Origin of the sequence: Actinomadura verrucosospora (genome assembly GCF_039540335.1) — a bacterium.
GTDB classification, from domain to species: Bacteria; Actinomycetota; Actinomycetes; order Streptosporangiales; family Streptosporangiaceae; genus Spirillospora; species Spirillospora verrucosospora.
On sequence record NZ_BAABEV010000003.1, the window covers coordinates 93,141 to 115,718 of the forward strand.

A 22,578-nucleotide genomic window follows, 5' to 3' on the forward strand; every position below is an offset into this window, starting at 1 on the left:
CTGCCGGTTTTCTCCCTTGGGATGTCACATCTGCCGATCTCGGAGTGTCGCATGTGTACCAGAACCAGTTCGGGGAGTGAAGCCAATGCAGGGACAAGCCCGCGGCGTGGGACGGTGGTCACGGCATGCACGGACCGATCATTGGTCGTTCTTGTTCGCCCAGCTCGCGATTTACTCGTTCCTGGTACTCATCGTCACGGGCGCGTTCCTGACCGTTTTCTTCGACCCCGACATGACGCAGGTCACCTATAACGGCTCTTACGGGCCGCTACGGGGCATCCCGGTCAGTGAGGCGTACGCGTCGACGTTGGACATCAGCCTCGACGTGCGCGGCGGACTGCTCATGCGGCAGATCCACCACTGGGCCGCGCTGATCTTCGTCGCCGCGATCACCCTGCAACTGCTGCGGCTGTTCTTCACCGGCGCGTTCCGCCGCCCGCGCGGCCTCAACTGGCTGATCTGGGTGACCGTACTGGTGCTGGGCATGGTGACGGCCTGGACCGGCACAATTCTGCCGGACGACATGTTGTCCGGCGGCAGCCTCGGGCTCCTCCAAGGCGTGACCCAAGCGATTCCCCTGGTCGGCACCAGCCTGACTTACTTGATCTTCGGCGGTGAGTTTCCGGGGGAAAAGATCATCACCCGGCTCTACTGGCTGCACATCCTCGTCCTTCCAGCGGTCCTGGCCGCCCTGTTCGTCCTCCGCCAGAGGCTCGTCCGCGAGCACGGCCACACCCGTTTTCCCGGCGCCTTCTCGGGAGACGCGTCGCGCGGCTCAGCGGTGGCGCTTCTGCTGGCCACTGGCGGGGTTCTCGCGCTCCTCGGAACGTTCGCGCAGATCAACCCGGTCTGGCAGTACGGCCCGTACCGGCCAGGGGACATCACCGCCGGAGCGGTGCCCGGCTGGTACATGGGCTTCCTGGACGGAGCCGTGCGGATCATGCCGGGCTGGGAACCCAGCGTGGCCGGCCACCCGATCACCCTCGCGGTGCTGGTGCCCGCGCTTCTCATGCCGGGGGCGTTCTTCACGGTCCTGGCGGTCTATCCCTGGATAGAACGGCGGCTTACCGGCGATCACGGCATTCACCACGTTCTGGACCGCCCCCGCGACGCGGTGACCCGTACGGCAGTGGGTGCGGCCGGCATCGCCTTCTATGGATTGCTGTGGGCCGCGGCCGCCAACGACCAGATCGCGGACAACTTCCGCCTGTCCTTGTACGACGTCACCTGGTTCTTCCGGTTGGCCGTCTTCGCCGGACCGCCGCTCGTCTACGCCGTCACCCGGTTGATCTGCCTCGGGCTGACCTACAGGGACCAGAGGGATTCCGAGCACGGCCGCGAGACCGGACGGATCGTGATGAGTTCGGAAGGCGGTTTCAGCGAGATCCACGAAGCCCCGCACAGGCCCCGCGAACTGACACATTGACCTCGGCCTCATCGACCACAGGCGGCCGCCCTGACCGCGGCGGGTCGTCCAGGCCGACCCGCAGCACGCCGGGCACTGAGGCGTGACCAGGGGGAAGTGGGGCTCGGATCGGGCCGCCGAGCCCGTCCTGGAGCCGACATGGGGACGAAGTGGGGCGAAGCGGGCGGCGGACCAGCCTGGCGTTCTCGCGTTCGCCCTGGTCAGGGCTGGGTGGGTCGCGTGGGACTCGAACCCACAACCTACGGATTAAAAGTCCGCAGTTCTTGTATCAGAGCAGTGCTCTTAGTGCCGGGGTGCACAGCTCTGTCCACATCCAACTCCATTTCCATACCGTGCCATGTCGCGTGGTGCTGCCCTGGTTCAGAACCGTCGAGCAGGTAGCGAGCCGACCTGGTCGACGGCAACGGCGGTGGGGCGGGTGGGGACCTTGACGTGAGGCTTGGGCCGGTCTGCTCCCGGGAGGGAGGAGGGGGCTGGGCGCTGTCGCCGCGCCGTCCGGCTGTGGGCGGTGTCCTCTTCGTCGGCGCGCCGAGGGGTCTGGGGCGGGGTCCGCATTAGGTTCGGGGGTGAGGCGGGCTCCTGGACTCATGGAAGGTGGGGCTCATGGGCGGTAATGCACCAGAGGTATGGATTTCGGCGGCTGAAGGCGACCTGATCCGTGCTGATGCGATCGTGGTCCTGCGTCTGGACGGGACTGGCCGGTTGACGGTGCAGTTGCGCGACGAGGCGAAGGTCAGCGTGTCCTTGTTGGAGGGGGTGTCGGGCGATGGTCGTCCGCCCGCGGACTTCCATCGCCGGCTGGTCCGGATGATCGCCGAGGTCGCGGACTCTGGGAGCGCGCAGTTGATCAGTGCGCGGCGTGTTGACGGCGGTTGGCGCTGGGTCAGCGAACCCTTGTGAGCGGAGGCGCACGCCGGCCCCCTGTCGCTGGGGCGCAGGGCTTGTGCCTTCATGTGGGGACGCGGAGGGCGAGGAGGGCGACGTCGTCCTCGCCGCTGAGTTCCATGCGTTCCAGGAGTTGGTCGCACAGGTCGGACACGGGGAGCGGGGCCAGGTGGGCGCTGTGGCGGCGAAGGCTGGTGAGGCTGTCGGTCAGGTCGGTGCCGCGGGTCTCGATGAGGCCGTCGGTGTAGAGCAGCAGGGTGGACAGCGGCGGCAGTTCGCGAGTGCCGTCGGGGCGGCCACCGGTGAGGGCGGGGTTGCCGAGCAGCATTCCGTGCTCTTCGAGGAAGGTCGTGGCGCCGTCATGGGTGATCAGGAGCGGCGGGGGGTGGCCGGCGTTGCACCAGCGCAGTTGCCAGGATCCGGCGGTGGTCTTCTCGACGCGGGCGAACACGGCGGTGGCGAGTTCGGCGTCGCTGGCGGCGTCCATCACCGCGTCCAGGCGCTCCAGGACGGTGCTCGGGGGCGCGGCGAGGTCCCAGGCCAGGGCCCTGAGCATGTTGCGGACCTGCGCCATGCGGGACGCCGCGCGCAGGTCGTGGCCCATGATGTCGCCGATGACCAGCCCGGTGGCGCCGTCGGCGAGGGGAAAGGCGTCGTACCAGTCGCCGCCGACCCAGCTGGCCTGGGCGGCGGGCAGGTACCGGGCCTGGAGTTGCAGGTCGTCCGGTTGGGGCAGAGGGGTGAGCAGGCTGCGCTGCATGGCCTCGGCCGTGTTCCGTTGGGTGGCGAAGAGCCGGGCGTTGGACAGGACGAGGCCGGTGCGGCGCGCGATGTCCTCCACGACGAGCCGGTCGTCAGGACCGTAGCCGTGCCGGGGGCGGGAGTAGCCCAGGGTCAGCGCGCCGTAGGTCTCGCCCCGGGCCGCCAGCGGGGTGATGATCACGTTGTGGGCGTCCATGGTCTGGAAGAGCTCGTGCTGCGCGGCGGTGAGCGGCTCGTCGGAGTACGGCCGGGCATCGTCGCCGCCGACGACCATGGTCGTGCCGCCGTGCAGCACTCGCGCGAGGGGGCCCGCGCGGGGACCGGGGGAGCGGCGGCAGTGGCCCTTCCAGGTGAGCGATGTCGGCGGGGGAGAACTCGCGGTGGGTCGCGGCCACCCGCTCGACGCGTCCGTCCGGGATGAGCAGGTCGACCTCCGCCCAGTCACCGAGCGCGGGCACCGCCAGCCGGACCAGTCGCCGCAGCACCTCGTTCTCGTCCAGGGTGGACGACAGCACGGTGGTGATCTCGGCGACCAGCTCCAACCGGGAGTTGGCCCGCCGCGCCTGCTCCATCCGGTCGTGCTGCTCCCGCTCGATCCGGAGCCGCTCGGTCGCGTCCTGCAGCACGATGACCGCTCCGGTCACCGCCCCGGCTCCGCGTCCCTCAGTTCCCGGCTCGTCGGCGTGGATCGGAGCGGATGACCAGGCCAGCATCACCGGGTGCCCGTCACGATGGGTGAACGAGTCGCCGTCGGCGTGGTCGGGGACACCGGCCCGCAGCGCCCGCAGGATGCGGTGGTCTCGCAGCGGAGGGGCACCGCCCGCTGCGATGCGGGGCAGGAACCGCTCCACCGGCCGTCCCAGCGCCTCCTCGGCGGTGTAACCCAGCAGATGCCGGGCCCACGGATTCCAGGCAGTGATCCTGCCGGACGTGCTGACGGCCACGATCGCCGAGTCCATCGCACCGACCGGGCCCGCGTGGTCCGCACCGACCCGGGCGTGCGGCTGCCCGCTCATCTGCTCCTCCTGGTCGGACATCAGGACCCCTGCCCCCCGCGGCCACCGGAACACCTCGGTCCCGCAGGTGCATGGGCCGATCTGCCGGCGGCCCGCTCCCCGAAGGGTCTCGGGTGCACTGCGCTGCCGCCTCCGACCGGCCGATTCAGGAGACGATCAGAGAGACGACGGCGACGACCGCGCAGACGGCGGTCAGCGCGATGGCCATGCCCGCGGCGAGGCCCTTCATCAGCGCGAGGTATTCGTCCTTCATCGTCATTCGCCCGCCTCGGGATTCGATGGATTCTCGTCGGGGCCGCCTGGGTGCAGAGCGAGTGGCGGGGGATCACGTGGGCGGCCGATCAGTGAACGGCCCGCGCCGTCCGGTACGACCGGCGTGGCCGGGCACAGTGCGCTCTGGCCGGCGTGCCCGTGCCGTCCGGAGTCCCGGCGGTCATGCCGTGGACGCGGCCCGGGCCCCCGGAGCCGTCTGGACCACGAGTACGCGGTCCAGACCTGTGAGGTGGAGGAGTTCGGTGAGTTGCCGGTTCGGGGCACCGATGCGGACGATGATCCCGAGTCCTGCCGCGCGGCGCTGGACGCCGACCAGAACGGCGAGCCCCGCCTCGTCGCAGGACGGCACCTCTCCCAGGTCGAGTATCAGCAGCCTGCCGCTTGGACGCAGCATGCGCAGCAAATGCTCGCGCAGTGCCGGCGCCGCGGCGGCATCGAGGTCGCCGTGCAGCGCGACGGTGGTGTGGCCGGGACGCCGACGGGCGGGCACCCGTCCCGTGGCGGGTGCCGTGGTCAGATCATCGGCAGTGGACGCGGCGGTCATGGCACTCATTGGTGATCTCCGATCACGGAACGCTCTACCGCCCCGGGAGGTGGGCGATGAATGACACCGAATCGCGTGGCACGGGAGGCGCGGATCTCCTCCGCGGCACCTGGCCGACCGGGACCGCCGCCTGGCGACGTATGCGAATCGAAGACCGTGCGGGCCATCTCGAAGGCCCCGTTCTCGGTCTGTGGAGGACCGGGTCGTGATCGCAGGAGACGGCGCCGACATGGCGGCCCGCGCACGAAGTGCCTCCGGTACCACGGAGCCTACGCCACCGGGCCTCGCCCGGGGGTGCTGCCGGCGATCGAGGTCACTGGAGCGCCGGACCACCCTGCGCCGGCTCATCGCGATGGGTGGGCCTGGGCGTTCGGGGGTATGAGCTGGCCACACCTCCGGAATAACGGGCACGAACGCCGGGCGCCCCCTCCGGGCCAGCAAAGGCAGGGGCACGCTGTGGGCGCGATGGATCAGATGGTGCGGTTACTCGGTCTCACCAGACCGCCCCCCGAACCAGCATCCGCGCCACCGCTGGCAGCCGCGCAGCACCGGGAGTTGGCTGACGCCATGCGGTGCCTGCCCGGGGGTTTCCAGGATCGCCTTCCCGCCTCGACGCTGCGGCGTGTGGCCGACTCGGCCGCCCTGGGCGGTGGGAGAAGGCGATCGGCGAGCTGATCATGGGCCTGTACATGAGGGACGCACCGGTCAGCGCAGGGGAGCGCGGCGAACTGCGCGACGCTCTGCAGGCGCTCGGGGTGCCGGCCCATCGCCTCGACAGACTGCGCTCCCGCTGACCCCAGCGGCCACCGGAGCCGGTGGGGCGGTCGGAGCCCGGCGGGCCTCGGCAGCTCTCTTCACGCCTGCATTTCTCGCCACGCTGAGCGGCCAGGGGACGTTCCTTGTGCCGCGCTCCACTACTGATCACTGCAGATCAGGGACGCCGAGAAGCCCCAGGCCAGCCCTGGCGGCACGGATTCGGCACCTCCGGACGGACGGAAATTCGGGATTGGAAATCCCCCTCCGTCAAACCCTCGGAATCAAAAGACAGGGGAGAAATGTCGAAAACTTGGGCGGATATTACTCCAGGTTTTTAAGGCGCCGAGGGTTGGCGGCTAGAGTAAACATATCCGGCAAAGACGACATCCCCACCCTAGAGGGTGATCCGCCACACCGGCTCGTTCACTGCTCGGAACCGCTTCGCGGTTCAAGGGGAAGGGGAATCCCATGCGTGCCACCGCGGAACCAGGAACGATCGTCGGCCCTCCGCCGCCCTCGGCCCCCCGGCTCGTCCTGCGGCCGTCCGCCCCGCTCAGCCGAAACCGTTCAGAACGGGGCCGCACGCTTCTGGACGGTGCGTGGTGGCCCCGCTCGGCCGATCCGGTCGCCGAACTGCCCGGGTTGCTGCTGGCCTTGAGGGCCCACGGCCCACCCGACGACCGCCGGCCGATCAGCCACGTTCTGCTGCGGGCGGCCGACTGGGACAGCCATCCGCGCCGCCTGCTCGTCAACGGTCCCGACGACACCCGCGAGGTCCTGCTGAGCTGGTTCGACCACCTGCCCGCCGGGCTGCTCACCGCGATCTACGCCGACGGCCGCCGCGTCGAGCTGCTCACCGTCCCGGCCGCCACCGGCAGTGCGGCGGCTCAGGCGGCCCTGGAGAGGGCCGCCGATCCTGCCGGCAGTCTGCCCGCCCGCGACGTGCCGGCCGTACCGACCGCTCCGGCCAAGCCGCGGGACGGGTGGGGCGCCGAACCACCCCGAAGCGCCTCGACACGGCAAGGCGAACGACTGCGTGAACCGGCGACGTCGCGCTGATCAGCGGACAGGATTCACACGGCCGGAGCCACCACCTCGCGATCGGAGATCGCCATGACCGGCAGCAGGCCCACCGCTCTGAGCAACCGATACGCCGAACACACCAGGTTCGCAGCAGTGAACCGCTCCCATGGAGCCGCCAGGGCCACTGCGTTTCCCCGCGGACGATCGGGAATCGCCATTCTCGCCTTGCAGGGCGATCTCGACATGGCGTCTGCCCCCGCACTAGGTGAGCATCTGCTCGCCGCGCTGCCCCGGAGCGCCCGGCTGCTGATCCTCGACCTGAGTGGGGTGACCTTCTGCGACGCGGCGGGGCTGACCCTGCTGATCGGCATCCAGCGCCAGGCCACCGGACTCGGCCTCACCCTGCGGCTGTCCGCCCCCCGCCCGCAGGTCGCCAAACTGCTGCGCATCACCGGCCTGGACCGCGGCCTCAACGTCCGCCCGGACCCCTCTCCCTACGCTCCGGATGCCCCGGGCAGATGATGCGGCCGAAGAGGACATCCACGGTGCCCGCCAGACCGGCCGCCGTCCAGGCGATCAGGCCTGGACGGCGGCCGGACCGGCGTGGTGGCCGTCAGGTGTGGTCGGCGCCGCTGCTGGGCTCGCGCGGTGGGCGGAGCGAGTTCACCACCGCGGGGCCGTCGTCCTTCAATCCAGTAAGGAAGGTCTGCGATGCCGGAACAACGGCCCCATCTACCCGCGGACGGCGGGCCCCCCGACTTCACCGTGCTGGCCGACGGGCTGATCCGCCGGGCGTTCACCGTCAGCATGGACCTGCATCAGGACCTCGCCCGGCTCAGCCCACAGGACGGTGACGACCAGCTGCCCCGGCGGCAGCGCGACGGCCGACCTGCCGCCGCGGCCCATCGCCGGGTGACCCCCGCTGAGACCGAGCGGCTGCGCAGGACACTGCGGCAGGCGATCGGCGCACTCGACGAGATCATCCACGGCATCCGCGCCGCGGCGCTCGCCCACGCCATCGCCCCCCAGGCGCCGCCGGCCACGACCTCCCCGCCCGACGGGAGACTCCACGCAGTACGTCACCGCCGCTGGACGGCGGAACGGCCACGCTGAGGTCATCGGCAGGCCGAGCGCAGCCGCGGCGTCCCCGCTTTCGGGATGGGACGGATGCCGGTCCTCACCGACGCGGCGCCCGAGTACTCCGCCGATGGCCGCGCGCTCATCGCGACCTCCCTGCTCGGGATCGACGCCGACGGGTCGCGCGTGCGCCGCCGGCTGGAGGAGATCTACGGTGACACCGCCGGGTGGCAGCTGATCGCCACGTATCCGATCGAAGGCGCTCTTCCGGCGATGCTCCCGCCACTGCGGCCGCGCCGCCCGGTGCGGATACACGGAGGACGCTACGTCTGCGGCGACCACGGCGCCGCCCCGGGACCGCGACACCGGCTCCATCCAGGGTGCCCTGGTGTCCGGCCGCCGCGCCGCCGAACCATGCGGTCGTCACCAGCGGACAGACCTCCTCGGACCCGGCAGGGCACCGTACCACCTGCACCTCCTGGCGGCGCAGGATCGGGGGATTTCCGGGCGTGACTCGGGCGTTTGGAGGTCCCGATCGAGCCCGCGAGCCAACAGGAGGACAAAGGGGGGCGTCGCCCCGGTCGGCGCCCTCTGGGCGCGCTGGGCTCCCGTCCGGGGCGTCGCGGCATCGGGGTGCGGAAAGGGTCACGGGAAACGGGTGATTCGCGCAAAGGCCATCACTAGGTCCGATCACCTGACTTCCGGTGCCCATGCGGTCATCGGTCACGGTGATGACACTTGTCGTGGATTGACTGTTTCCCGTCCGGCGCCAACGGGATTGGCTGAGGGGTGAACGAGCGGCCCCTTTCCGCGCTCCTGCGGAAGATATGCCGGGGCCCCTGCCCCGGCCGGTCCGGATGACCGTTGCCGGGCAGCCATCGATTCAAGGCTCGTCTAGGAGCTCGGTCATGGGCATCATCGCCTGGATCATCCTCGGCCCGGTCGCCGGAGTGATCGTCCACCACCGGGATCACCGCCGTCGCCGGATCGGCACTCCTCCTGCTCGCCTACCACTTCATCACCACACGCCGCGCCGGACACGGCGGCGGACGCCGGAACGGCCGGCGTCCCGGCCGCTCGAACAGCTGGGCAGGCCGCAGGTGAAATGGCCCTGGGGCGGCGGTGGACCGTGGCGGCCCGGACACCCATGAGCCCGCACTCCGGCCCCGGCCCCCCGGCAACTTCGGTGCGTAATGCTCGTTCGGAACGCTTTCGCGCCGGCCGCCCGCAGGCGGGCTCAGCAGCGCCGCCGTTGGGCACGCGACGCCATCCCGATTCCGCCGAGAACCGCACCGCGGCCCCGGACGGCTCAACGATCGAACTCCTCCAGCGAGCCCGCAAGGACCTGAAAGATGCGCGGGACCGCGGTCATAGGCGCACCGAGCCGTTCCCGTGCTCCCACGGAGCACATAGCACGCACGGCATGACGAGAGTGGGACATCATGGAGCCGCTGCGACCCGGCGACCCATCACGGCTTGCCGGTTTCCGGATCCTCGGCCGGTTGGGCGAGGGCGGCCAGGGGATGGTCTATCTCGGTGAGACCGGCGGCGGGAAGCCGGTCGCTGTCAAGGTGATGCACCGCGGGGATGACGAGCGGGCACGGACAAGGTTCGTCCGCGAGGCGGCCGCGGCACAGCGCGTGGCGAGTTTTTGCACCGCCGCCGTGCTGGCCGCCGAGGTCGATGGTGAGCGACCGTTCATCGTGTGCGAGTACATCGCCGGGCCCTCGCTCCGGGACCTGGTCCGCCGGCAGGGACCGCGCCGCGGTGGTGACCTGGACCGGCTGGCGCTGGGCACGGCCACCGCCCTGGCGGCCGTTCATCATGCCGGCATCGTGCACCGCGACTTCAAGCCCGCCAACGTGCTGATCGGCCCGGACGGGCCCCGGGTGATCGACTTCGGGATCGCGCGGGTGCTGGAGGCGAGTACGAGCGCCACCAGCCAGGTGATCGGCACACCCTCCTACATGGCCCCCGAGCAGTTCTTCGGCGAATGTGCCGGGCCCGCGGCCGACATGTTCGCCTGGGCCACCACGATGGCCTTCGCGGCGAACGGATCACCAGCATTCGGCGATGACACGATCCCGGCCGTAATGCGACGGATCCTCGACGAGGATCCCGAACTGGGCCGGCTGACGGGACGACTGCGCGCCTTGGCGGCCGCGTGCCTGGCCAAGGATCCGGCCCTGCGGCCCAATGCCGGCCAGGTGATGTGCGACCTGCCTGCGGCCGCCGCCGGCTGCCGGCGCGCACTCGCAACCGGATGAGGGGCTGCGGCGAATCTCCGCTTCTGCACGTCTCGCTTCGAGCGCGCGCTCGCGTTCATCGAGATCGTCCGGGGCCGCCCGAGTTCCTTCCAACGGGCGGCCCCGGAGAGATCCGGCCGGTCCCCCCGACATGGCGGATCACTGCTCAGCGAAGATGATCCGTCGAGTGATGGCCATGAGGTATCCGAGCATGGCTTATCTCTTTCAGAGCTTGCCGGAGTCGCATCGCCCGGATTCAGACGGGGGCGCGGCCGACCGGTGATCATCGCGTGGCGGGGCCGGCGTCGTGATGCGGATGGAGTCGACTGACCGCGTGGCTGAGGGTCGGGCGCCCGAGCGTGAGCGACGGCGTTCCCGATGGGGGCCTTCTCAGGTGGCGGGAGGGGGAGCGGGCGGGTTCACGAACGTGGTCGCGGCGGGTTGCGGGGCGCCGTTGGGTTGCGGGGCACCGTTCGGCGTGGCGGCGGGGACGGCGGCGGTCTTCTCGCGGGCGAGGAAGGCTCCGAGTTCGGCGATGGTGGTCATCAGCGGTGCGGGGAACACCACGGTGCTGTTCTTGTCCACGCCGATCTCGACCAGGCTCTGCAGGTTCCGCAGTTGCAGCGCAAGGGGGTGGGCCATCATCGTGTCCGAGGCGTCGCCGAGGGCGGCGGCGGCCATCGACTCGCCCTCCGCGCTGATGATCTTGGCGCGCTTCTCCCGTTCGGCCTCGGCCTGCTTGGCCATGGCGCGTTTCATGGTCTCGGGGAGCTGGATGTCCTTCAGTTCGACCAGGCTCACCTCCACGCCCCAGGCGATGGTGGTGACGTCGAGGATCTCGCGGATGTCGGCGTTGATGCGGTCGGTCTCCGACAGCGTCTGGTCCAGGGTGTGCTGCCCGACCACCTTGCGCAGCGTGGTCTGGGCGATCTGGTCGATCGCGGCGCGGACGTTCTCGATCGCCACGACCGACTTCACCGCGTCGGCCACCCGGTAGTAGGCCACCGCCGAGACGTCCACGCTGACATTGTCGCGGGTGATGATGCCCTGCGACTGGATCGGCATCGTGACGATCCGCAGGGTCACCCGCCGCATCACGTCCACCACCGGAATGATCAGCCGCAGGCCGGGCTCGCGAACGCCGCGGACCCGGCCGAGCCGGAACAGCACCCCCTGCTCGTACTGCTTGACGATCCGCACCGCCATCGCGAGCAGCAACAGCGCCACCAGCACCATGATCACGACAACGGCGATCAGGATTCCCATCGAATGCTCCGCTCGGTGGGGGCTGGGCCTGGACGGGCCGTGTGGAAGACCCCTATTACAGACAATCCCGTGCGGCCGCCGGGGATACCGCCGATACGGTCTGAGCCGATCACCACGACCGATCACCGCGCGGGTCGGGTGGAGGCCGGTGGATCAGTGGCGGACGGGTCAGCCGGCCGGTTGGTCGGCGGTGATGAGCCAGCTGAGCCGTTCGGACATGCCGCGGGCGCAGGCGACGACGGCGCGGACGTGAGGGGAGTCGTCGGCGGCGCGCCACAGGATCGACCAGGGGTAGAACGAGACCGGTTCGGTGAGCGGGCGCCAGATCGTCCCCGGGAGGGCGGAGATGCAGGAGGAGGGCACGCAGTACAGGCAGCGGCCCTGGGCGACCAGGGTGGACGCGGCGCGGATGCTGTCGACGGTGCCCTGGTGCACCGTGGGGGTGAAGCCGGCGGCGCGGCACATCTCGACGGTGAACTGGTTGAACTCCGGAGCCTTCATCTCCTCGGCCAGCAGCAGCGGCTCGCGGGCCAGGGCATCGACGGCCACCTCGTCCAGGTCGGCGAACCGGTGCCCGCGGGGGACCAGGACGCCGAGGCGGTCCTGGCGGAACAGGTGCGAGGCGATCCCGCCGGGTGCCTGCGCGGCGCGGCCGATGCCCACGTCCAGGCGCCCGTCGACGAGCTGCTGGTACTGCTCGGGAACCCCGACCTCGACCTGGTGGATCACCAGGTCGGGGTAGCGTGCCTGGGCCTCGTGCAGGATCTGCGGCATCGAGTCGTAGCTGGCGTCGATGATGCCCACCCGCAACGCCGGCGAGGTGCCCTGCGCGGTCCGGGCGACCTGGGCGGCGCGCTCCACGTGGGCGAGGATCTGCCGCGCCTCGATCAGGAACGCCGCCCCCGCCGGGGTCAGGGCGACGTAGTGCGTGGTGCGCTCCAGCAGGCGCACCCCGAGCTCCCGCTCCAGCCGCTGTACCTGCTGGCTCAGCGCCGACTGGACGATGTGCTCGCGGGCCGCCGCGCGCCCGAAATTGAGCTCCTCGGAGACGGAGACGAAATAGCGGAGCTGGCGCAGTTCCACGTCTCCCGCCTTCCGGGCCGGAACAGCTGGACCCTCCAGCAGCGTACATCGCGGCGTGCACCTGAAGCTCTGCATCGCCGTCCGGCGGTTATCGCCGCTACTGATGATCCCTGCCCGCATTGCCCGGTTCGGTCCGGCCCAAGAGCAGGCTCAACTGGGGATAGGCGCCTTCCCGGCTCCCGAGCCCACCGGCGGCGTTCGAGCCGGTTGTCCCTCACCGGAGGGCATCTTTCTGGAGTCGAAGACCATGACCAAGATCGTCCCGCCAGGCGGCCCTCGATGCGGCGCACCGGACGAGACCTGCGGACCAGGCAGCGTCCGAGGCAGCGACTACGCGGTGCTGTCGCGGCAGGTGAAATGGGCCGGGCTACTGGCCCGGCGGCCCGGCTACTACTGGGTGAAGGCCGCGACGAACCTGCTGTTCCTCGCCGCGGGCTGGACCGCCTTCGTGCTGATCGGCCCGTCCTGGTGGCAGTTCGCGGTGGCGGCGTTCCTGGCGGCCGCGTTCACCCAGACCGCGTTCCTCGGCCACGACGCGGGCCACCAGCAGATCTCCGGTTCCAAGCGGGTCAACGTCCTGCTTGGACGGCTGCACGGCAACCTGCTGGTCGGTCTCGGCTACGGCTGGTGGGTCGCCAAGCACAACCAGCACCACGCCCACCCCAACCAGATCGACCGCGACCCCGACATCGCCACCGGCGCGATCGCCTTCACCCGCGACGACGCCCAGGCCCGCGGCGCTCTCGGCGTATGGCTGGCCCGCCGCCAGGCCTGGCTGTTCTTCCCGATGCTGCTCCTGGAAGGACTCCACCTGCACCTGGCGAGCGTCCGGGCACTGCTCGGGGAATGGCGCGACCTCCCGGGCGAACACCCCGGGAACGACGCGGCTGGTCGAGGGCGGCCTGCTGTTCGTCCATGCCGCCGGATACCTCACCGTCCTGTTCTGGGTGCTGGCGCCTGCCCGGGCCGTGGGTTTCCTCCTCCAGCAGGGACTTTTCGGGCTCTACCTGGGGTGCTCGTTCGCCCCCAACCACAAGGGCATGCCGATCTTCGGCAGGGACCACGGGTCCGACTTCCTGCGCCGGCAGGTGCTGACCGCGCGCAACATCCGCGGCGGCCGGATCAACGACTTCGTACTCGGCGGCCTGAACTACCAGATCGAACACCACCTCTTCCCCTCCATGCCGCGGCCCAACCTGCGCCGCGCCCAAGCCCTCGTGCGCGCCTTCTGCGCCCGCAACGACATCGCCTACCGTGAGACGACCCTCACCGGCTCCTACGCCGATGTAATGCGTCACCTGCACGCGGTCGGCGGTCCCCTGCGCCTGGAACTGGAGTACTGACCCGTAACGCGACACCCGGAAGGGGGAGGTTCGATGAATCACGAGATGAGGGTCCGCGCCATGGCCTCGGGCGTGCCGCACAGCCCCAACGGCTCGGCGCCGCGCTGTGAGCATCCGGACGGCCTGGCCCCCGTCACGCCACGATCACTTGGTTGCGCGGCGTGTGAGGCACGGGGTGACCGGTGGACGGCGCTACGGCTGTGCCTGACCTGCGGCTGGGTGGCCTGCTCCGACGACTCGCCCGGACGGCACGCGCGAGCGCACTACCAGGAGACCGATCATCCGCTCGCCGCCGCTATGGAGCCGGGATCGACCTGGAAATGGTGCTATATCCACGAACGTCCCGTATAACACTCTCGCTATGCGAAGTTATCGCCCATGCCGGAGGGCACATAGACGACGTGGGGGAACTGAACGGGCCCGAGGACGGGGTGGATCGGAGCGAAGGCTTCGGTGAGCGGCTGCTGGGACAGCTGCTGGACCGGGCGCACGAGATGCCGCCCCAGCTCATCGCACCGCTGGTGGCCGAGGAGGTGCGTGCGATCGGCGGCCGGGACGTCTCGATCCTGCTGCAGGACTACGCCCAGTTGACGCTGGTGCCGCTGCCGGGCCGGGGCCTCACCGATGGTGAACCGCTGCCGCTGGAGGGGTCCTCGGCCGGTCGCGCGTTCCTGTCGGAGACCGTCGTCGAACAACGGCGGGCCGATGGGGTGCGGATGTTCCTGCCGCTGCTGGACGGCAGCGACGAGATCGGCGTGATGTCCCTGACCCTGGACAGGGTCGACGACGACGACCGCCGGCTGCTGCGGCGGCTCGCGGGCCTGGTCGCCGACATGCTGGTGACCAAGAACAACTACACCGACCAGTTCCTGCGAGCACGGCGGCGCGCGCCCATGAGCGTGTCCGCGGAGATCCAGTGGTCCCTGCTGCCCCCGCTCACCATGACGACACCGCAGGTCGCCGTCGCCGGGATCCTCGAACCCGCCTACGATGTCGCGGGCGACAGCCTCGACTACGCCCTCAACGACGACGTCCTGCACCTGGCCATGATCGACGCGATGGGCCACGGTCTGAACGCCGCGGTCCTGGCCACCGTCGCCGTGGGCGCCTACCGGCACGCCAGACGCGCCGAGGCCGGGCTCGCCGAGCTGTACGCGTTCATGGACACCGCCATCGACGAGCAGTTCGGCCCCGACCACTTCGTCACCGCGCAGATGATGCGGCTGAACATCGGAACAGGCCACCTGCAATGGGTCAACGCCGGCCACCCCGCCCCCATGCTGATCCGCGACCACAAGGTCATCTGCGCACTGGAAGGCCACGGCACACTCCCCGTCGGCTTCGGCGGCTCCACACCCCTGATCAACCACCGCCGGCTCCTCCCCGGCGACCGGGTCCTGGCCTACACCGACGGCCTCATCGAAGAGCACACCGCCGGCGGGACTCTGTTCGGCGAGGATCGGCTGATCGCCACCATCGAACGCGTCGGGCCCGCCAGCGCGACCGTCCAGCAAATGGTGCGCGACCTCTCCCACACCCTTATGGGTGAGCGAGGCGGAATCACCAGCGACGATGCCACCCTCTTCCTCATCGAATGGCGCGGCGGCACCGCCGACCACCTCACCCGGCCCCTCCTGTGACCACGAGACCCCTGCCAGTTGGCGACCGGGCTAACGGGAGGTGAGGCGGTGAGGGTTGGTGGAGATGACGACCGGTCATCTCCTGAAGAGAAGAGACGTTCGGAAATCCGCTGTTTCCGTTGCGGCCGGGGGGCGGTTTGATGGTATTGAGCATGCGAGTCCGGTGACCATAAGGCCCATCCGGACCGAATTCACGGCTCGTTCAAGGAGTCCGCTCATGGGCATGGACGCCCGGTTCATTGATGTGATCTCACCGAAGGGCGGCGTGTGATGCCGATAGCCGGTATCGCTCTCCTCATAATCGGCGCGATTCTCGTTTTCGCCGTCACCGGATCCGTGAGCGGTATCGATCTGCACGCGGTGGGCGCCATCTTCATGGTCGCCGGCGTGGCCCTGCTGCTGCTTCCGCTGGTCGTGCGCGGAAGGCCGCGTCCGCAGCGATGGCCGGCCCGCAGCCGCCAAGACGCCATCGACGAAGCGCACGCCAGGCAAAGACGGCAGAGGGTGCCCGATGAGCATGAAGAATGAATACCTTCGGCTGGTGATGGGACTCATCGGCGGCATGGTCATCGCGGTGGCGATCGTCTGCGTGCTCATCGCGGCGGTCGCCGTCGTCGTTTCCTGACGGGATCACCAGTCGGCGGCTGGGTCCCGTTGCCACCAGGCGAAGGAGTGGATGTACCGGGCACGCCTGCGGGAGGGCCGGCGCCCATACGTCAGGGCGATGATGCCGTGGCCGTCCGCGTGGCCGGACGGATGACCGGCGGCCCCGGACGGGCTCCCGAGCGACGCGGATACGGGCGCGGATCTCGCCACAGCAGGCGCGCGGTTCCGGCCGCACATCGACCGGGCCGTGCGCGGCAGGGCAGGCCGGTATCGCGGAACCGGGCTCGGTCTGGTCACATCGCCTCTCTTTGTGCCCGGCGCCCATGCGGTCATGCGGCGAGCCCGGCGCGGACTGCCCGAGCGGGCAGGACGATGAGCGCGCGGTCGAGCCCGGTGGCGCGGAGCAGCGCGGCGACCTGCGGGCCGGGGGCGGCCAGGCGCAGGGTGATGCCGAGTCCGGCGGCGCGGCGGCGGATGCCGATCAGCACGGCCAGTCCGGCCGCGTCGGCGGACGTCACCGCGCTCAGGTCGAGTATCAGCAGGCGGCCGCTGGGCCGCAACGCGCCGATCAGGTGTTCGCGCAGCGCTGCGGCGGCGGCACCGTCCAGGGCGCCCGACAGCGCGACGATGGTGTGACCGGGGCGCCGGTGGGCGCGCATCCGCACCTCGTGGGGGCCTCGCACGAGATCTGCGGCGGCGGGCGGGGTGGTGGTGAAGGTGGTCATGGTGATCTCCGTTCGGGGAGGGGCGGAGGTTCCGTGCCCGGGCGGCCGCCCGACGGGCCGGCCGGGCAACGGGTCGGATCAGCGTGTCGCCGGGTCTCCTCGAAGGCGTCCGCCCTCGGATTCCCAGGTGTCCTCCGAGGCGTTCTGGGTGCCGGCCCGGTCCGGTCGGCCGGGTGCCGCTGTGAGGGCGGCCAGCAGGCCGGGGGTGTGCAGATGGTTGGCGGGGTGGGACGCCAGTTCCATCACCGCCTCGGCTTCGGTGCGGGTCGTGGAGACCGGGACGGTGAGCAGGTCGACGCGCCGCCCGTCGGCATGGATCGCGGTGAGGAGCCCGGCGGGAAGCGAGTCGAACCAGCTCAGCCGCACCACCCTGCTGTCGGCCGGGCCGTCGATCCGCAGCCGGCGCGGTCGGCTGTCCCAGTCGTCCACCCGCAGCAGGACGTGGGTGACGGGACGGTGGTCGTCGATGGGGCCGTGGTCCTGCAGCGCCAGGACCAGCCCCGGCAACTCCGCGACCGGGTCGGCCGAGCGGGGCCACCAGGCGCCGTCCAGCGCGGTCCGCACCGAGCCGGGAGGAGCCGCGGGGCGCAACCGCAATCGTGGAGTCGAGGGTGGTGACAGGCTGATCGTCGTGCGGCGTTCGGTGGTGGTCCACATGGCCGGCACCTTCTTCTGGATTTCGATCGATGCGGCGAGCCGGTTCCTCATCGGAGGCGCTTGCGGGTCAGCGGCCGCAGTTGGGTGAGGCGGGCGGTGCCCAGAATCAGGGTCACCGCGATTCCGGCGGCCATCGCGGCCAGGAGCACGACCGCCAGCGGCAGGACACCGCTCATGCCGGCGAAGGAGATTCGCGCGTCGCCGGTGTTGCTTACCACGACCACCATGAAGACGGCCGAATTCGGCATGACTCCCCCTCTCGGGGGCGAGCGAGCCGGTGTGACGGAACAACCTCAGAATGAGGACGTCATCGTTGCCGGATAATTTGATCCTACCCGACGATTCATGAATATTTGCAATTCTCTAAAAAGATTTCTTTTGAAGGTGTGCAGGGACACGGGATCAGGACTCATTCGAGCTCCGGGCGGGCGGTCATCGGTGCGAGTGATGGCGTGTGCGCGCTTTGCCTGTTTCCCGCCTTCAGGCCGTCCGACTTGAATGAGAAACAGCCGGTCACCGCTGGGGGCTGCGCCCGGCTGGTCCAGGACCGTCCGCTCCTCCCCGAGCCGGCCGGTCCTGGACCATGGCCGACCCGTGGTGAGGCGAGACCTTTGGCCGGGTTGCTGAACAGGAAGTGAGCCCCATGACCGTCCGAGACCGGATCTCCCCGATCCGAACCTCGAAATGCAGCCCCCCTCCCGGCGCGCCGGACTGGGCCGACCACGAACAGCGGCCCTCGAACGCGGACGCCGCCTCGCCGGCGGTCGTGTCAGTCGGCCTGCCGGCGCCCGCACCGCGTTCCGTCCAGCAGGCGCGCGCCTTCCTGACCCCCCGCCACGCCACCGGCGTGGACGAGTTTCTCTGGCAGTCCAGGGAACGGCCGATGCCCGACCGCGACGCCATCGGCGCGGTCCTCGACGCCGGCGACCGGGCCCAGCACGGAAACGGCGACAGTCCCGAGCAGGTCGAGGTCGCTGCGGCACTGCTGGTGCTGGGCGCGGTCCGCCTGGATCTGGACCAGACCGAGGCGCGCCTGTTCAGCACCGCCCAAGCCGCGGGCCTGAGCTTCGAACAGATCGCCGCCGTCCTCGGCCTCGGCGTCGAGGAGACCGAGGAGCGCTACCGGCAACTCAAACCCCGCCTGGACGAACCGGCCGCCGCACCGTCCCCGGCACCGCCGCCCCGCGCCGGCGCTTGCGGCAGATCCCCCCGCCGTCCGGGCACACCGCCCACGGATCAGCCGACCTGGGACGAACTGGACGACGAAGACTGGGGAAATTCAACCGAAGAATGAAGGAGTCCCAATGATCCAGATGGCCGACATCAGGGAATGGCGCACCCGCGCCGTCCTCGACTCCGGCGGCCGCAAGATCGGCACGCTGGAGTCGGTCTACGTCGACACCAGCACCGACGAACCCGCCATGGCCACCGTGCGGATCGGTCTGCCCACCCGGCACCGCCTGGCCTTCGTCCCCCTGGAAGGTGCGACCGCCGGCCCCGGCTACGTGCGGATCGCCCACGACAGGTCGCAGGTCAAGCACAGTCCCGCGATCGGCATGGACGACGTTCTGCCCGCCCAGGACGAGGAAGCGGTCTTCCGGCACTACGGCCTGCACTACGAACCCGGCGCAGGCGGCGAGCGCCAGCTCGCCCGCCGCTGAACACTCGGACCCGACCGAAGGAGTGAAGGCACATGATGGTCTTCGTCCTCGTGGTGGTGATCGCCGCGCTGGTGCTGGGCATCCTCGGCATCCTCGTCCACGGCCTGTTCTACCTGCTGATCATCGGCGTCATCGTTCTCGTCGCCGATCTGGCGTTCCTCGGCGTGCGCTCGACCAGGCGCGAACGGCCGCTTCGCTGACCACCTGCACGGAAACGGCCCCGACGTCACCGCGTCGTCCGCGGGCGGGTCGAAGTCGACGTCGACGTTCTCGAACCCCTTGTGGCGTTCGGTCTCGGCACAGGAGGCGTAGGCGCCGGTCTCCGGCGGTCAGCTCGACATTGCCGGTGAAGGGCGTCAGCAGGCTGCGGGGCCACAGCCGCCGCTCGCGCACTACGTTGATCTCCACGCCGGCCACGAAGGTGACCGCGCCCAGGTAGATCCACGTCAGCAGCCCGAGCACGAGACCGAACATGCCGTAGGTGGCGGTTCGCGCCCTCGAGCATGTGGGGGAGCAGGAACGCACCGGCCCATTGCAGGGCCTGCCAGACCAGCGCCGAAACGATCGCCCCCACCCGGACCTGCGCGACAGTGAGCGGCCGGACGGTCAGTATCCGGAACGCCACCGTGAACAGCACGACGTTGACCGCGACCGCCGCCATCCGGTGCGGATGGTCGTCGGCGCCGTGTCCGCCGCGGCGGTTTCCGGACCCGTAAGTCCGCGCTAGAGGAGTTGGCGCGGTTGTGCGGCCCGGCCGGGAGTCCGCTCACGGTGGCCGAGTGGCTGCAGCTTTGGCTGGACAACCACCAGGGCGCGCCGTCCACGGTGACCGGTTACGCCGATCATGTGCGGCGGTATCTAACCCCGTTGCTGGGCCACTGCTGCTGGCGGAGGTGGCGGTAGCGCATGTGGATGAGATCTTCCAGGTCATCACCCGCGAGCACCAGGCCGCGGGCCGGCGGTTGTCGACCGCGACGCTGGATCGGATCCGCGCGGCGCTGCGGGCGGCGTTGAACGCGGCGTTGCGGGCAGGGCTGGTGGAGGAGAACCCGGCGTCGCTGGTGGCGTTACCGCCGACCCGGCGAGCCCGGGCGGTGGTGTGGGCCGCTGCCCGAGTTCAGCACTGCCGCAAGACCGGGGAGCGGCCTGCCATGGCCGTATGGACCGCCCTTCACCGGGCGCAGGGATAGAAGCGGGTGTCGGCTCGGGTCGCGCGCCCTCTCGGCCCCAGGATGGCCTCAGCTCGGCCCCAGGCATGATCGCCCACATGCCCACCGAGACGTGCTTTCCCTGGTCAGGGGTGGTGGGTCGCGTGGAACTCAAACCCACAGCCTCATCTGGTGACCAGCATGTCGGCGACCAGCCCGGCCGGGGAGCCCACCAGAGGGGGCGGTTCGTTCTCTTTGAGCCCCCGGGCTCATGAGGGACACCAGCATGAGCTACGCGTTGGTTACTCCAGCTCGGGACGCAACGGCCCGCCGACCGCATGGAGGTGGCGCAGCGCCTGCGCGTAGGACTGGAGGAGACCCGTCTCGCAATAGGCGACGCCGTGGCGGTTGCTGAAGGCGCGCACGAGCGTCTGCGCGCGGCGCAGGTTGGGCCGCGGCATGGACGGGAACAGGTGGTGCTCGATCTGGTAGTTCAGCCCGCCGAGCGCGAAATCGGTGATCCTGCCACCGCGGATGTTGCGCGCGGTCATGACCTGCCGGCGCAGGAAGTCCGTCTTGTCGTTCCTGCCGAGCATCGGCATGCCCTTGTGGTTGGGGGCGAACGAACAGCCCAGATACAGGCCGAACAGGCCCTGCTGGAGGAGGAGGAAGCCCACGGCCTGCAGCGGAGGGAGTACCCAGAACAGGGCGGTGAGATATCCGCCGATGTGGGCGAGCAGCAGACCGCCCTCGGCCAAGCGGGCCCTGCCCGGCCTGTGCGCGGTGGCCTTGCCGCCGAGCAGGGCGCGGACCCCCGCGATATGCAGGTGGAACCCTTCCAGGAGCAGCATTGGGAAGAACAGCCATGCCTGGTGCCGGGCCAGCCAGGCACCGGGGCCGTGCCGGGCCCGGGCGCTCTCGGGGGTGAAGGTGATCGCTCCGGTGGCGATGTCGGGATCGCGGTCGACCTGGTTGGGGTGGGCGTGATGCCGGTTGTGCTTGGAGATCCACCACCCGTAGCTGAGCCCGACCAGTAGGTTGCCGTGCAGTCGCCCCAGCAGCTCGTTCACCCGCTTGGAGCTGGATATCTGCTGGTGGCCCGCGTCGTGCCCGAGGAACGCGGTCTGTGTGAAGGTGACTGCCAGGAACAGCGCCACCAGCAGTTGCCACCAGGACGGCCCGATCAGCGCGAAGGCCGCCCAACCGGCCGCCAGCAGGACGAGATTCGAAACGATCTTGACGGTGTAGTAGCCCGGCCGCCGGGTCAGCAGCCCGGCCCGCTTCACCTCGCGGGACAGCAGCGCGTAGTCACTGCCCCGCGGAACCGCCTCGCCCGGGTCCCGGGCGGGGGCACTGCCGGGGGTCGGAACGTTCGTGGTCGCGCTCGTGGTCACATTGTCTTCTTCCATACGGGCGAGCATTCCCGATAAAGCACGCCGGTCACTTTCAGTGAAACTCACTGGCCCGGACGCTGACACAGGCGATCCGAGCAGGGCCCATCAGCAGAGCCGATCGCCCGGCGGCGGTGGAGGTGGACGGGGCGGCGTTGTCGGTGGCGACTCGGCCGGACCGGCGGCAGCGGGCGCACGCCACCGATGCGGTGGCCGCGCTCTTGGAGGAGCAGCAGTTCACCCTGGGGAAGGTCCGGGCATCGAGGCCGGTGCCTCCGGAGGCCAAGTGCTGGTCGCCGATGTCTCCTCGCCGGCCGGCGCCTCCCGGTGGCCGGTGTTCGCGCCGGTGGCCGCGGCGGCCGGGGTACGGGCGATGTTCGCCTCTCCGCTGCAGGCGGGGGCGATCCGGCTGGGCACCCTCACCCTGTAGGCCGGGGTCACTGACCGCGGAGGAGGTCGCCGACGCCGTGACGCTGTGCCGGATGGCGGTGGCGGTGATGCTGACCGCGGGCCAGACCTCGCCGGACGGCGCGGCCTCGGATCAGGGGCGTGGCCGCTGGGCGGGCCGGGCGAGGGCAGGATCGAGGTGTACCAGGCGACGGGGATGGTCGCCGTCCAGCTCGGCGTCGGTCTGATCGACACGATGACCACGCCCGCCGCCGGCTGAAGGTCGCCTTGGCCGTCGCGGGGTCGATGAGCTTCCAGGGCAGCGTGATCGACTGGGTCGCGATCCACCGGCGCCACCACGCCTTCACCGACCGTCCCGGTGACCCCCACTCCCCCTACCGGTACGGCACCGGACTGCGAGGGCGGCTCCGCGGCGCGGCGCACGCGCACCTGGGCTGGATTTTCACAAACGACCCCACTTCCACCCGCCGCTATGCCCCCGATCTGCAAGCCGACCGGACGATGATGCGCGTGGGCCGGGCCTTCCTCGCCTTGTGCGCACTATCGCTGACATTGCCGTTCGCCGCCGGTAGGGCACTGGCCGGCACCTGGCACGCGGGGTGACCGCCTTTCTGTGGGCAGGATTGATCCGCGTCGCGCTGC

General features: G+C 70.2%; 25 protein-coding genes and 3 pseudogenes. 19 read left to right on the top strand and 9 right to left on the bottom strand.

What is annotated here, in order from left to right:
* Nucleotides 1-124 precede the first annotated feature (124 nt).
* Nucleotides 125-1,426 (top strand): annotated as a pseudogene (qcrB, locus tag ABD944_RS04510) (cytochrome bc1 complex cytochrome b subunit); the annotation flags it as partial.
* Nucleotides 1,427-2,029: 603 nt separating this feature from the next.
* Nucleotides 2,030-2,326, top strand: a complete 297-nt coding sequence (locus ABD944_RS04515; protein WP_345172682.1) for a hypothetical protein — start codon at nt 2,030-2,032, stop codon at nt 2,324-2,326.
* A 49-nt stretch (nt 2,327-2,375) separates the two neighbouring features.
* Here the strand turns inward: ABD944_RS04515 and ABD944_RS04520 are convergent, their stop codons facing one another.
* The 3 genes and pseudogenes from ABD944_RS04520 to ABD944_RS04530 all read right to left on the bottom strand — a co-directional run bounded on the left by ABD944_RS04520 (nt 2,376) and on the right by ABD944_RS04530 (nt 4,915).
* Nucleotides 2,376-3,368, bottom strand: coding sequence for a SpoIIE family protein phosphatase (locus ABD944_RS04520; RefSeq protein ID WP_345172684.1), 993 nt, complete (start codon nt 3,366-3,368; stop codon nt 2,376-2,378).
* Nucleotides 3,369-3,669: 301 nt separating this feature from the next.
* Nucleotides 3,670-4,110: pseudogene (locus ABD944_RS04525) on the bottom strand (PAS domain S-box protein); the annotation flags it as partial.
* 412 nt (nt 4,111-4,522) lie between these two features.
* Nucleotides 4,523-4,915, bottom strand: coding sequence for an STAS domain-containing protein (locus ABD944_RS04530; protein ID WP_345172686.1), 393 nt, complete (start codon nt 4,913-4,915; stop codon nt 4,523-4,525).
* 1,215 nt (nt 4,916-6,130) lie between these two features.
* Here ABD944_RS04530 and ABD944_RS04535 point away from each other — a divergent pair.
* The 4 genes from ABD944_RS04535 (at nt 6,131) to ABD944_RS04550 (ending at nt 10,029) form a co-directional block, all read left to right on the top strand.
* Nucleotides 6,131-6,721 (top strand): DUF5994 family protein, encoded by a 591-nt coding sequence (locus tag ABD944_RS04535; protein ID WP_345172688.1) that lies wholly within the window; start codon nt 6,131-6,133, stop codon nt 6,719-6,721.
* A gap of 54 nt (nt 6,722-6,775) precedes the next feature.
* Nucleotides 6,776-7,207, top strand: coding sequence for an STAS domain-containing protein (locus ABD944_RS04540; protein WP_345172690.1), 432 nt, complete (start codon nt 6,776-6,778; stop codon nt 7,205-7,207).
* A 189-nt stretch (nt 7,208-7,396) separates the two neighbouring features.
* Entirely contained in the window at nt 7,397-7,798 is a 402-nt protein-coding gene (locus ABD944_RS04545) for a hypothetical protein (RefSeq protein ID WP_345172692.1), read from the top strand.
* Between the two features lie 1,406 nt (nt 7,799-9,204).
* Complete coding sequence (locus ABD944_RS04550) at nt 9,205-10,029, top strand: serine/threonine-protein kinase (protein ID WP_345172694.1); 825 nt, start codon at nt 9,205-9,207, stop codon at nt 10,027-10,029.
* A gap of 369 nt (nt 10,030-10,398) precedes the next feature.
* Here the strand turns inward: ABD944_RS04550 and ABD944_RS04555 are convergent, their stop codons facing one another.
* Nucleotides 10,399-11,274 carry a slipin family protein gene (locus tag ABD944_RS04555; protein ID WP_345172696.1) on the bottom strand — a complete coding sequence of 292 codons (876 nt, stop codon included), beginning with the start codon at nt 11,272-11,274 and terminating at the stop codon, nt 10,399-10,401.
* 168 nt (nt 11,275-11,442) lie between these two features.
* On the bottom strand, nt 11,443-12,357 hold the full coding sequence (locus ABD944_RS04560) for a LysR family transcriptional regulator (RefSeq protein ID WP_345172698.1): 915 nt from the start codon (nt 12,355-12,357) through the stop codon (nt 11,443-11,445).
* A 247-nt stretch (nt 12,358-12,604) separates the two neighbouring features.
* On the opposite strand from ABD944_RS04560, the pseudogene ABD944_RS04565 reads away from it, so the two are divergent.
* The 5 genes and pseudogenes from ABD944_RS04565 to ABD944_RS04585 all read left to right on the top strand — a co-directional run.
* Nucleotides 12,605-13,072: pseudogene (locus ABD944_RS04565) on the top strand (fatty acid desaturase family protein); the annotation flags it as partial.
* A 223-nt stretch (nt 13,073-13,295) separates the two neighbouring features.
* Nucleotides 13,296-13,700, top strand: a complete 405-nt coding sequence (locus tag ABD944_RS04570; RefSeq protein WP_345173118.1) for an acyl-CoA desaturase — start codon at nt 13,296-13,298, stop codon at nt 13,698-13,700.
* Between the two features lie 60 nt (nt 13,701-13,760).
* On the top strand, nt 13,761-14,051 hold the full coding sequence (locus ABD944_RS04575; RefSeq protein WP_345173119.1) for a UBP-type zinc finger domain-containing protein: 291 nt from the start codon (nt 13,761-13,763) through the stop codon (nt 14,049-14,051).
* A gap of 80 nt (nt 14,052-14,131) precedes the next feature.
* Nucleotides 14,132-15,340: a PP2C family protein-serine/threonine phosphatase gene (locus ABD944_RS04580; RefSeq protein WP_345172699.1), complete on the top strand. Its 1,209-nt coding sequence runs from the start codon at nt 14,132-14,134 to the stop codon at nt 15,338-15,340.
* A 270-nt stretch (nt 15,341-15,610) separates the two neighbouring features.
* A complete protein-coding gene (locus ABD944_RS04585; protein ID WP_345172701.1) occupies nt 15,611-15,868 on the top strand; it encodes a DUF6458 family protein in 258 nt (85 codons plus the stop codon).
* Between the two features lie 407 nt (nt 15,869-16,275).
* On the opposite strand, the gene ABD944_RS04590 is transcribed toward ABD944_RS04585, so the two are convergent.
* The 3 genes from ABD944_RS04590 to ABD944_RS04600 form a co-directional block, all read right to left on the bottom strand.
* The gene (locus tag ABD944_RS04590) at nt 16,276-16,671 is read right to left on the bottom strand and encodes an STAS domain-containing protein (protein WP_345172703.1); all 396 of its coding nucleotides are present in this window, start codon (nt 16,669-16,671) and stop codon (nt 16,276-16,278) included.
* Between the two features lie 78 nt (nt 16,672-16,749).
* A complete protein-coding gene (locus ABD944_RS04595; protein WP_345172705.1) occupies nt 16,750-17,328 on the bottom strand; it encodes a DUF5994 family protein in 579 nt (192 codons plus the stop codon).
* A 47-nt stretch (nt 17,329-17,375) separates the two neighbouring features.
* Nucleotides 17,376-17,576, bottom strand: coding sequence for a hypothetical protein (locus ABD944_RS04600; protein ID WP_345172706.1), 201 nt, complete (start codon nt 17,574-17,576; stop codon nt 17,376-17,378).
* A 635-nt stretch (nt 17,577-18,211) separates the two neighbouring features.
* Here ABD944_RS04600 and ABD944_RS04605 point away from each other — a divergent pair.
* The 5 genes from ABD944_RS04605 to ABD944_RS04625 all read left to right on the top strand — a co-directional run bounded on the left by ABD944_RS04605 (nt 18,212) and on the right by ABD944_RS04625 (nt 20,179).
* Entirely contained in the window at nt 18,212-18,622 is a 411-nt protein-coding gene (locus tag ABD944_RS04605) for a hypothetical protein (RefSeq protein WP_345172707.1), read from the top strand.
* A 10-nt stretch (nt 18,623-18,632) separates the two neighbouring features.
* The gene (locus tag ABD944_RS04610) at nt 18,633-18,989 is read left to right on the top strand and encodes a PRC-barrel domain-containing protein (protein ID WP_345172708.1); all 357 of its coding nucleotides are present in this window, start codon (nt 18,633-18,635) and stop codon (nt 18,987-18,989) included.
* A gap of 32 nt (nt 18,990-19,021) precedes the next feature.
* A complete protein-coding gene (locus ABD944_RS04615; RefSeq protein WP_345172709.1) occupies nt 19,022-19,189 on the top strand; it encodes a hypothetical protein in 168 nt (55 codons plus the stop codon).
* Between the two features lie 281 nt (nt 19,190-19,470).
* Nucleotides 19,471-19,716, top strand: coding sequence for a hypothetical protein (locus ABD944_RS04620; protein ID WP_345172710.1), 246 nt, complete (start codon nt 19,471-19,473; stop codon nt 19,714-19,716).
* A gap of 181 nt (nt 19,717-19,897) precedes the next feature.
* Nucleotides 19,898-20,179, top strand: a complete 282-nt coding sequence (locus ABD944_RS04625) for a hypothetical protein (RefSeq protein WP_345172711.1) — start codon at nt 19,898-19,900, stop codon at nt 20,177-20,179.
* A gap of 260 nt (nt 20,180-20,439) precedes the next feature.
* On the opposite strand, the gene ABD944_RS04630 is transcribed toward ABD944_RS04625, so the two are convergent.
* On the bottom strand, nt 20,440-21,546 hold the full coding sequence (locus ABD944_RS04630; RefSeq protein WP_345172712.1) for a fatty acid desaturase family protein: 1,107 nt from the start codon (nt 21,544-21,546) through the stop codon (nt 20,440-20,442).
* A 268-nt stretch (nt 21,547-21,814) separates the two neighbouring features.
* Here ABD944_RS04630 and ABD944_RS04635 point away from each other — a divergent pair, with 268 nt between their 5' ends.
* From ABD944_RS04635 to ABD944_RS04645, 3 genes are read left to right on the top strand one after another with little or no spacing between them, the layout of a single operon-like run.
* Nucleotides 21,815-21,958: a hypothetical protein gene (locus tag ABD944_RS04635; protein WP_345172713.1), complete on the top strand. Its 144-nt coding sequence runs from the start codon at nt 21,815-21,817 to the stop codon at nt 21,956-21,958.
* A gap of 45 nt (nt 21,959-22,003) precedes the next feature.
* Complete coding sequence (locus ABD944_RS04640; RefSeq protein ID WP_345172714.1) at nt 22,004-22,195, top strand: hypothetical protein; 192 nt, start codon at nt 22,004-22,006, stop codon at nt 22,193-22,195.
* Between the two features lie 26 nt (nt 22,196-22,221).
* Nucleotides 22,222-22,539 carry a hypothetical protein gene (locus ABD944_RS04645; RefSeq protein WP_345172715.1) on the top strand — a complete coding sequence of 106 codons (318 nt, stop codon included), beginning with the start codon at nt 22,222-22,224 and terminating at the stop codon, nt 22,537-22,539.
* Nucleotides 22,540-22,578: the final 39 nt, after the last annotated feature.

What these genes read in the sequence shown, in the direction of transcription:
- ABD944_RS04515 (WP_345172682.1), top strand. Translation starts at nt 2,030, where the DNA reads ATGGGCGGTAATGCACCAGAGGTATGGATTTCGGCGGCTGAAGGCGAC.
- ABD944_RS04530 (WP_345172686.1), bottom strand. Translation starts at nt 4,915, where the DNA reads ATGAGTGCCATGACCGCCGCGTCCACTGCCGATGATCTGACCACGGCA.
- ABD944_RS04535 (WP_345172688.1), top strand. Translation starts at nt 6,131, where the DNA reads ATGCGTGCCACCGCGGAACCAGGAACGATCGTCGGCCCTCCGCCGCCC.
- ABD944_RS04540 (WP_345172690.1), top strand. Translation starts at nt 6,776, where the DNA reads ATGACCGGCAGCAGGCCCACCGCTCTGAGCAACCGATACGCCGAACAC.
- ABD944_RS04545 (WP_345172692.1), top strand. Translation starts at nt 7,397, where the DNA reads ATGCCGGAACAACGGCCCCATCTACCCGCGGACGGCGGGCCCCCCGAC.
- ABD944_RS04550 (WP_345172694.1), top strand. Translation starts at nt 9,205, where the DNA reads ATGGAGCCGCTGCGACCCGGCGACCCATCACGGCTTGCCGGTTTCCGG.
- ABD944_RS04555 (WP_345172696.1), bottom strand. Translation starts at nt 11,274, where the DNA reads ATGGGAATCCTGATCGCCGTTGTCGTGATCATGGTGCTGGTGGCGCTG.
- ABD944_RS04575 (WP_345173119.1), top strand. Translation starts at nt 13,761, where the DNA reads ATGGCCTCGGGCGTGCCGCACAGCCCCAACGGCTCGGCGCCGCGCTGT.
- ABD944_RS04585 (WP_345172701.1), top strand. Translation starts at nt 15,611, where the DNA reads ATGCCGATAGCCGGTATCGCTCTCCTCATAATCGGCGCGATTCTCGTT.
- ABD944_RS04590 (WP_345172703.1), bottom strand. Translation starts at nt 16,671, where the DNA reads ATGACCACCTTCACCACCACCCCGCCCGCCGCCGCAGATCTCGTGCGA.
- ABD944_RS04595 (WP_345172705.1), bottom strand. Translation starts at nt 17,328, where the DNA reads ATGTGGACCACCACCGAACGCCGCACGACGATCAGCCTGTCACCACCC.
- ABD944_RS04600 (WP_345172706.1), bottom strand. Translation starts at nt 17,576, where the DNA reads ATGCCGAATTCGGCCGTCTTCATGGTGGTCGTGGTAAGCAACACCGGC.
- ABD944_RS04605 (WP_345172707.1), top strand. Translation starts at nt 18,212, where the DNA reads ATGCCCGACCGCGACGCCATCGGCGCGGTCCTCGACGCCGGCGACCGG.
- ABD944_RS04610 (WP_345172708.1), top strand. Translation starts at nt 18,633, where the DNA reads ATGATCCAGATGGCCGACATCAGGGAATGGCGCACCCGCGCCGTCCTC.
- ABD944_RS04615 (WP_345172709.1), top strand. Translation starts at nt 19,022, where the DNA reads ATGATGGTCTTCGTCCTCGTGGTGGTGATCGCCGCGCTGGTGCTGGGC.
- ABD944_RS04630 (WP_345172712.1), bottom strand. Translation starts at nt 21,546, where the DNA reads ATGGAAGAAGACAATGTGACCACGAGCGCGACCACGAACGTTCCGACC.
- ABD944_RS04645 (WP_345172715.1), top strand. Translation starts at nt 22,222, where the DNA reads ATGAGCTTCCAGGGCAGCGTGATCGACTGGGTCGCGATCCACCGGCGC.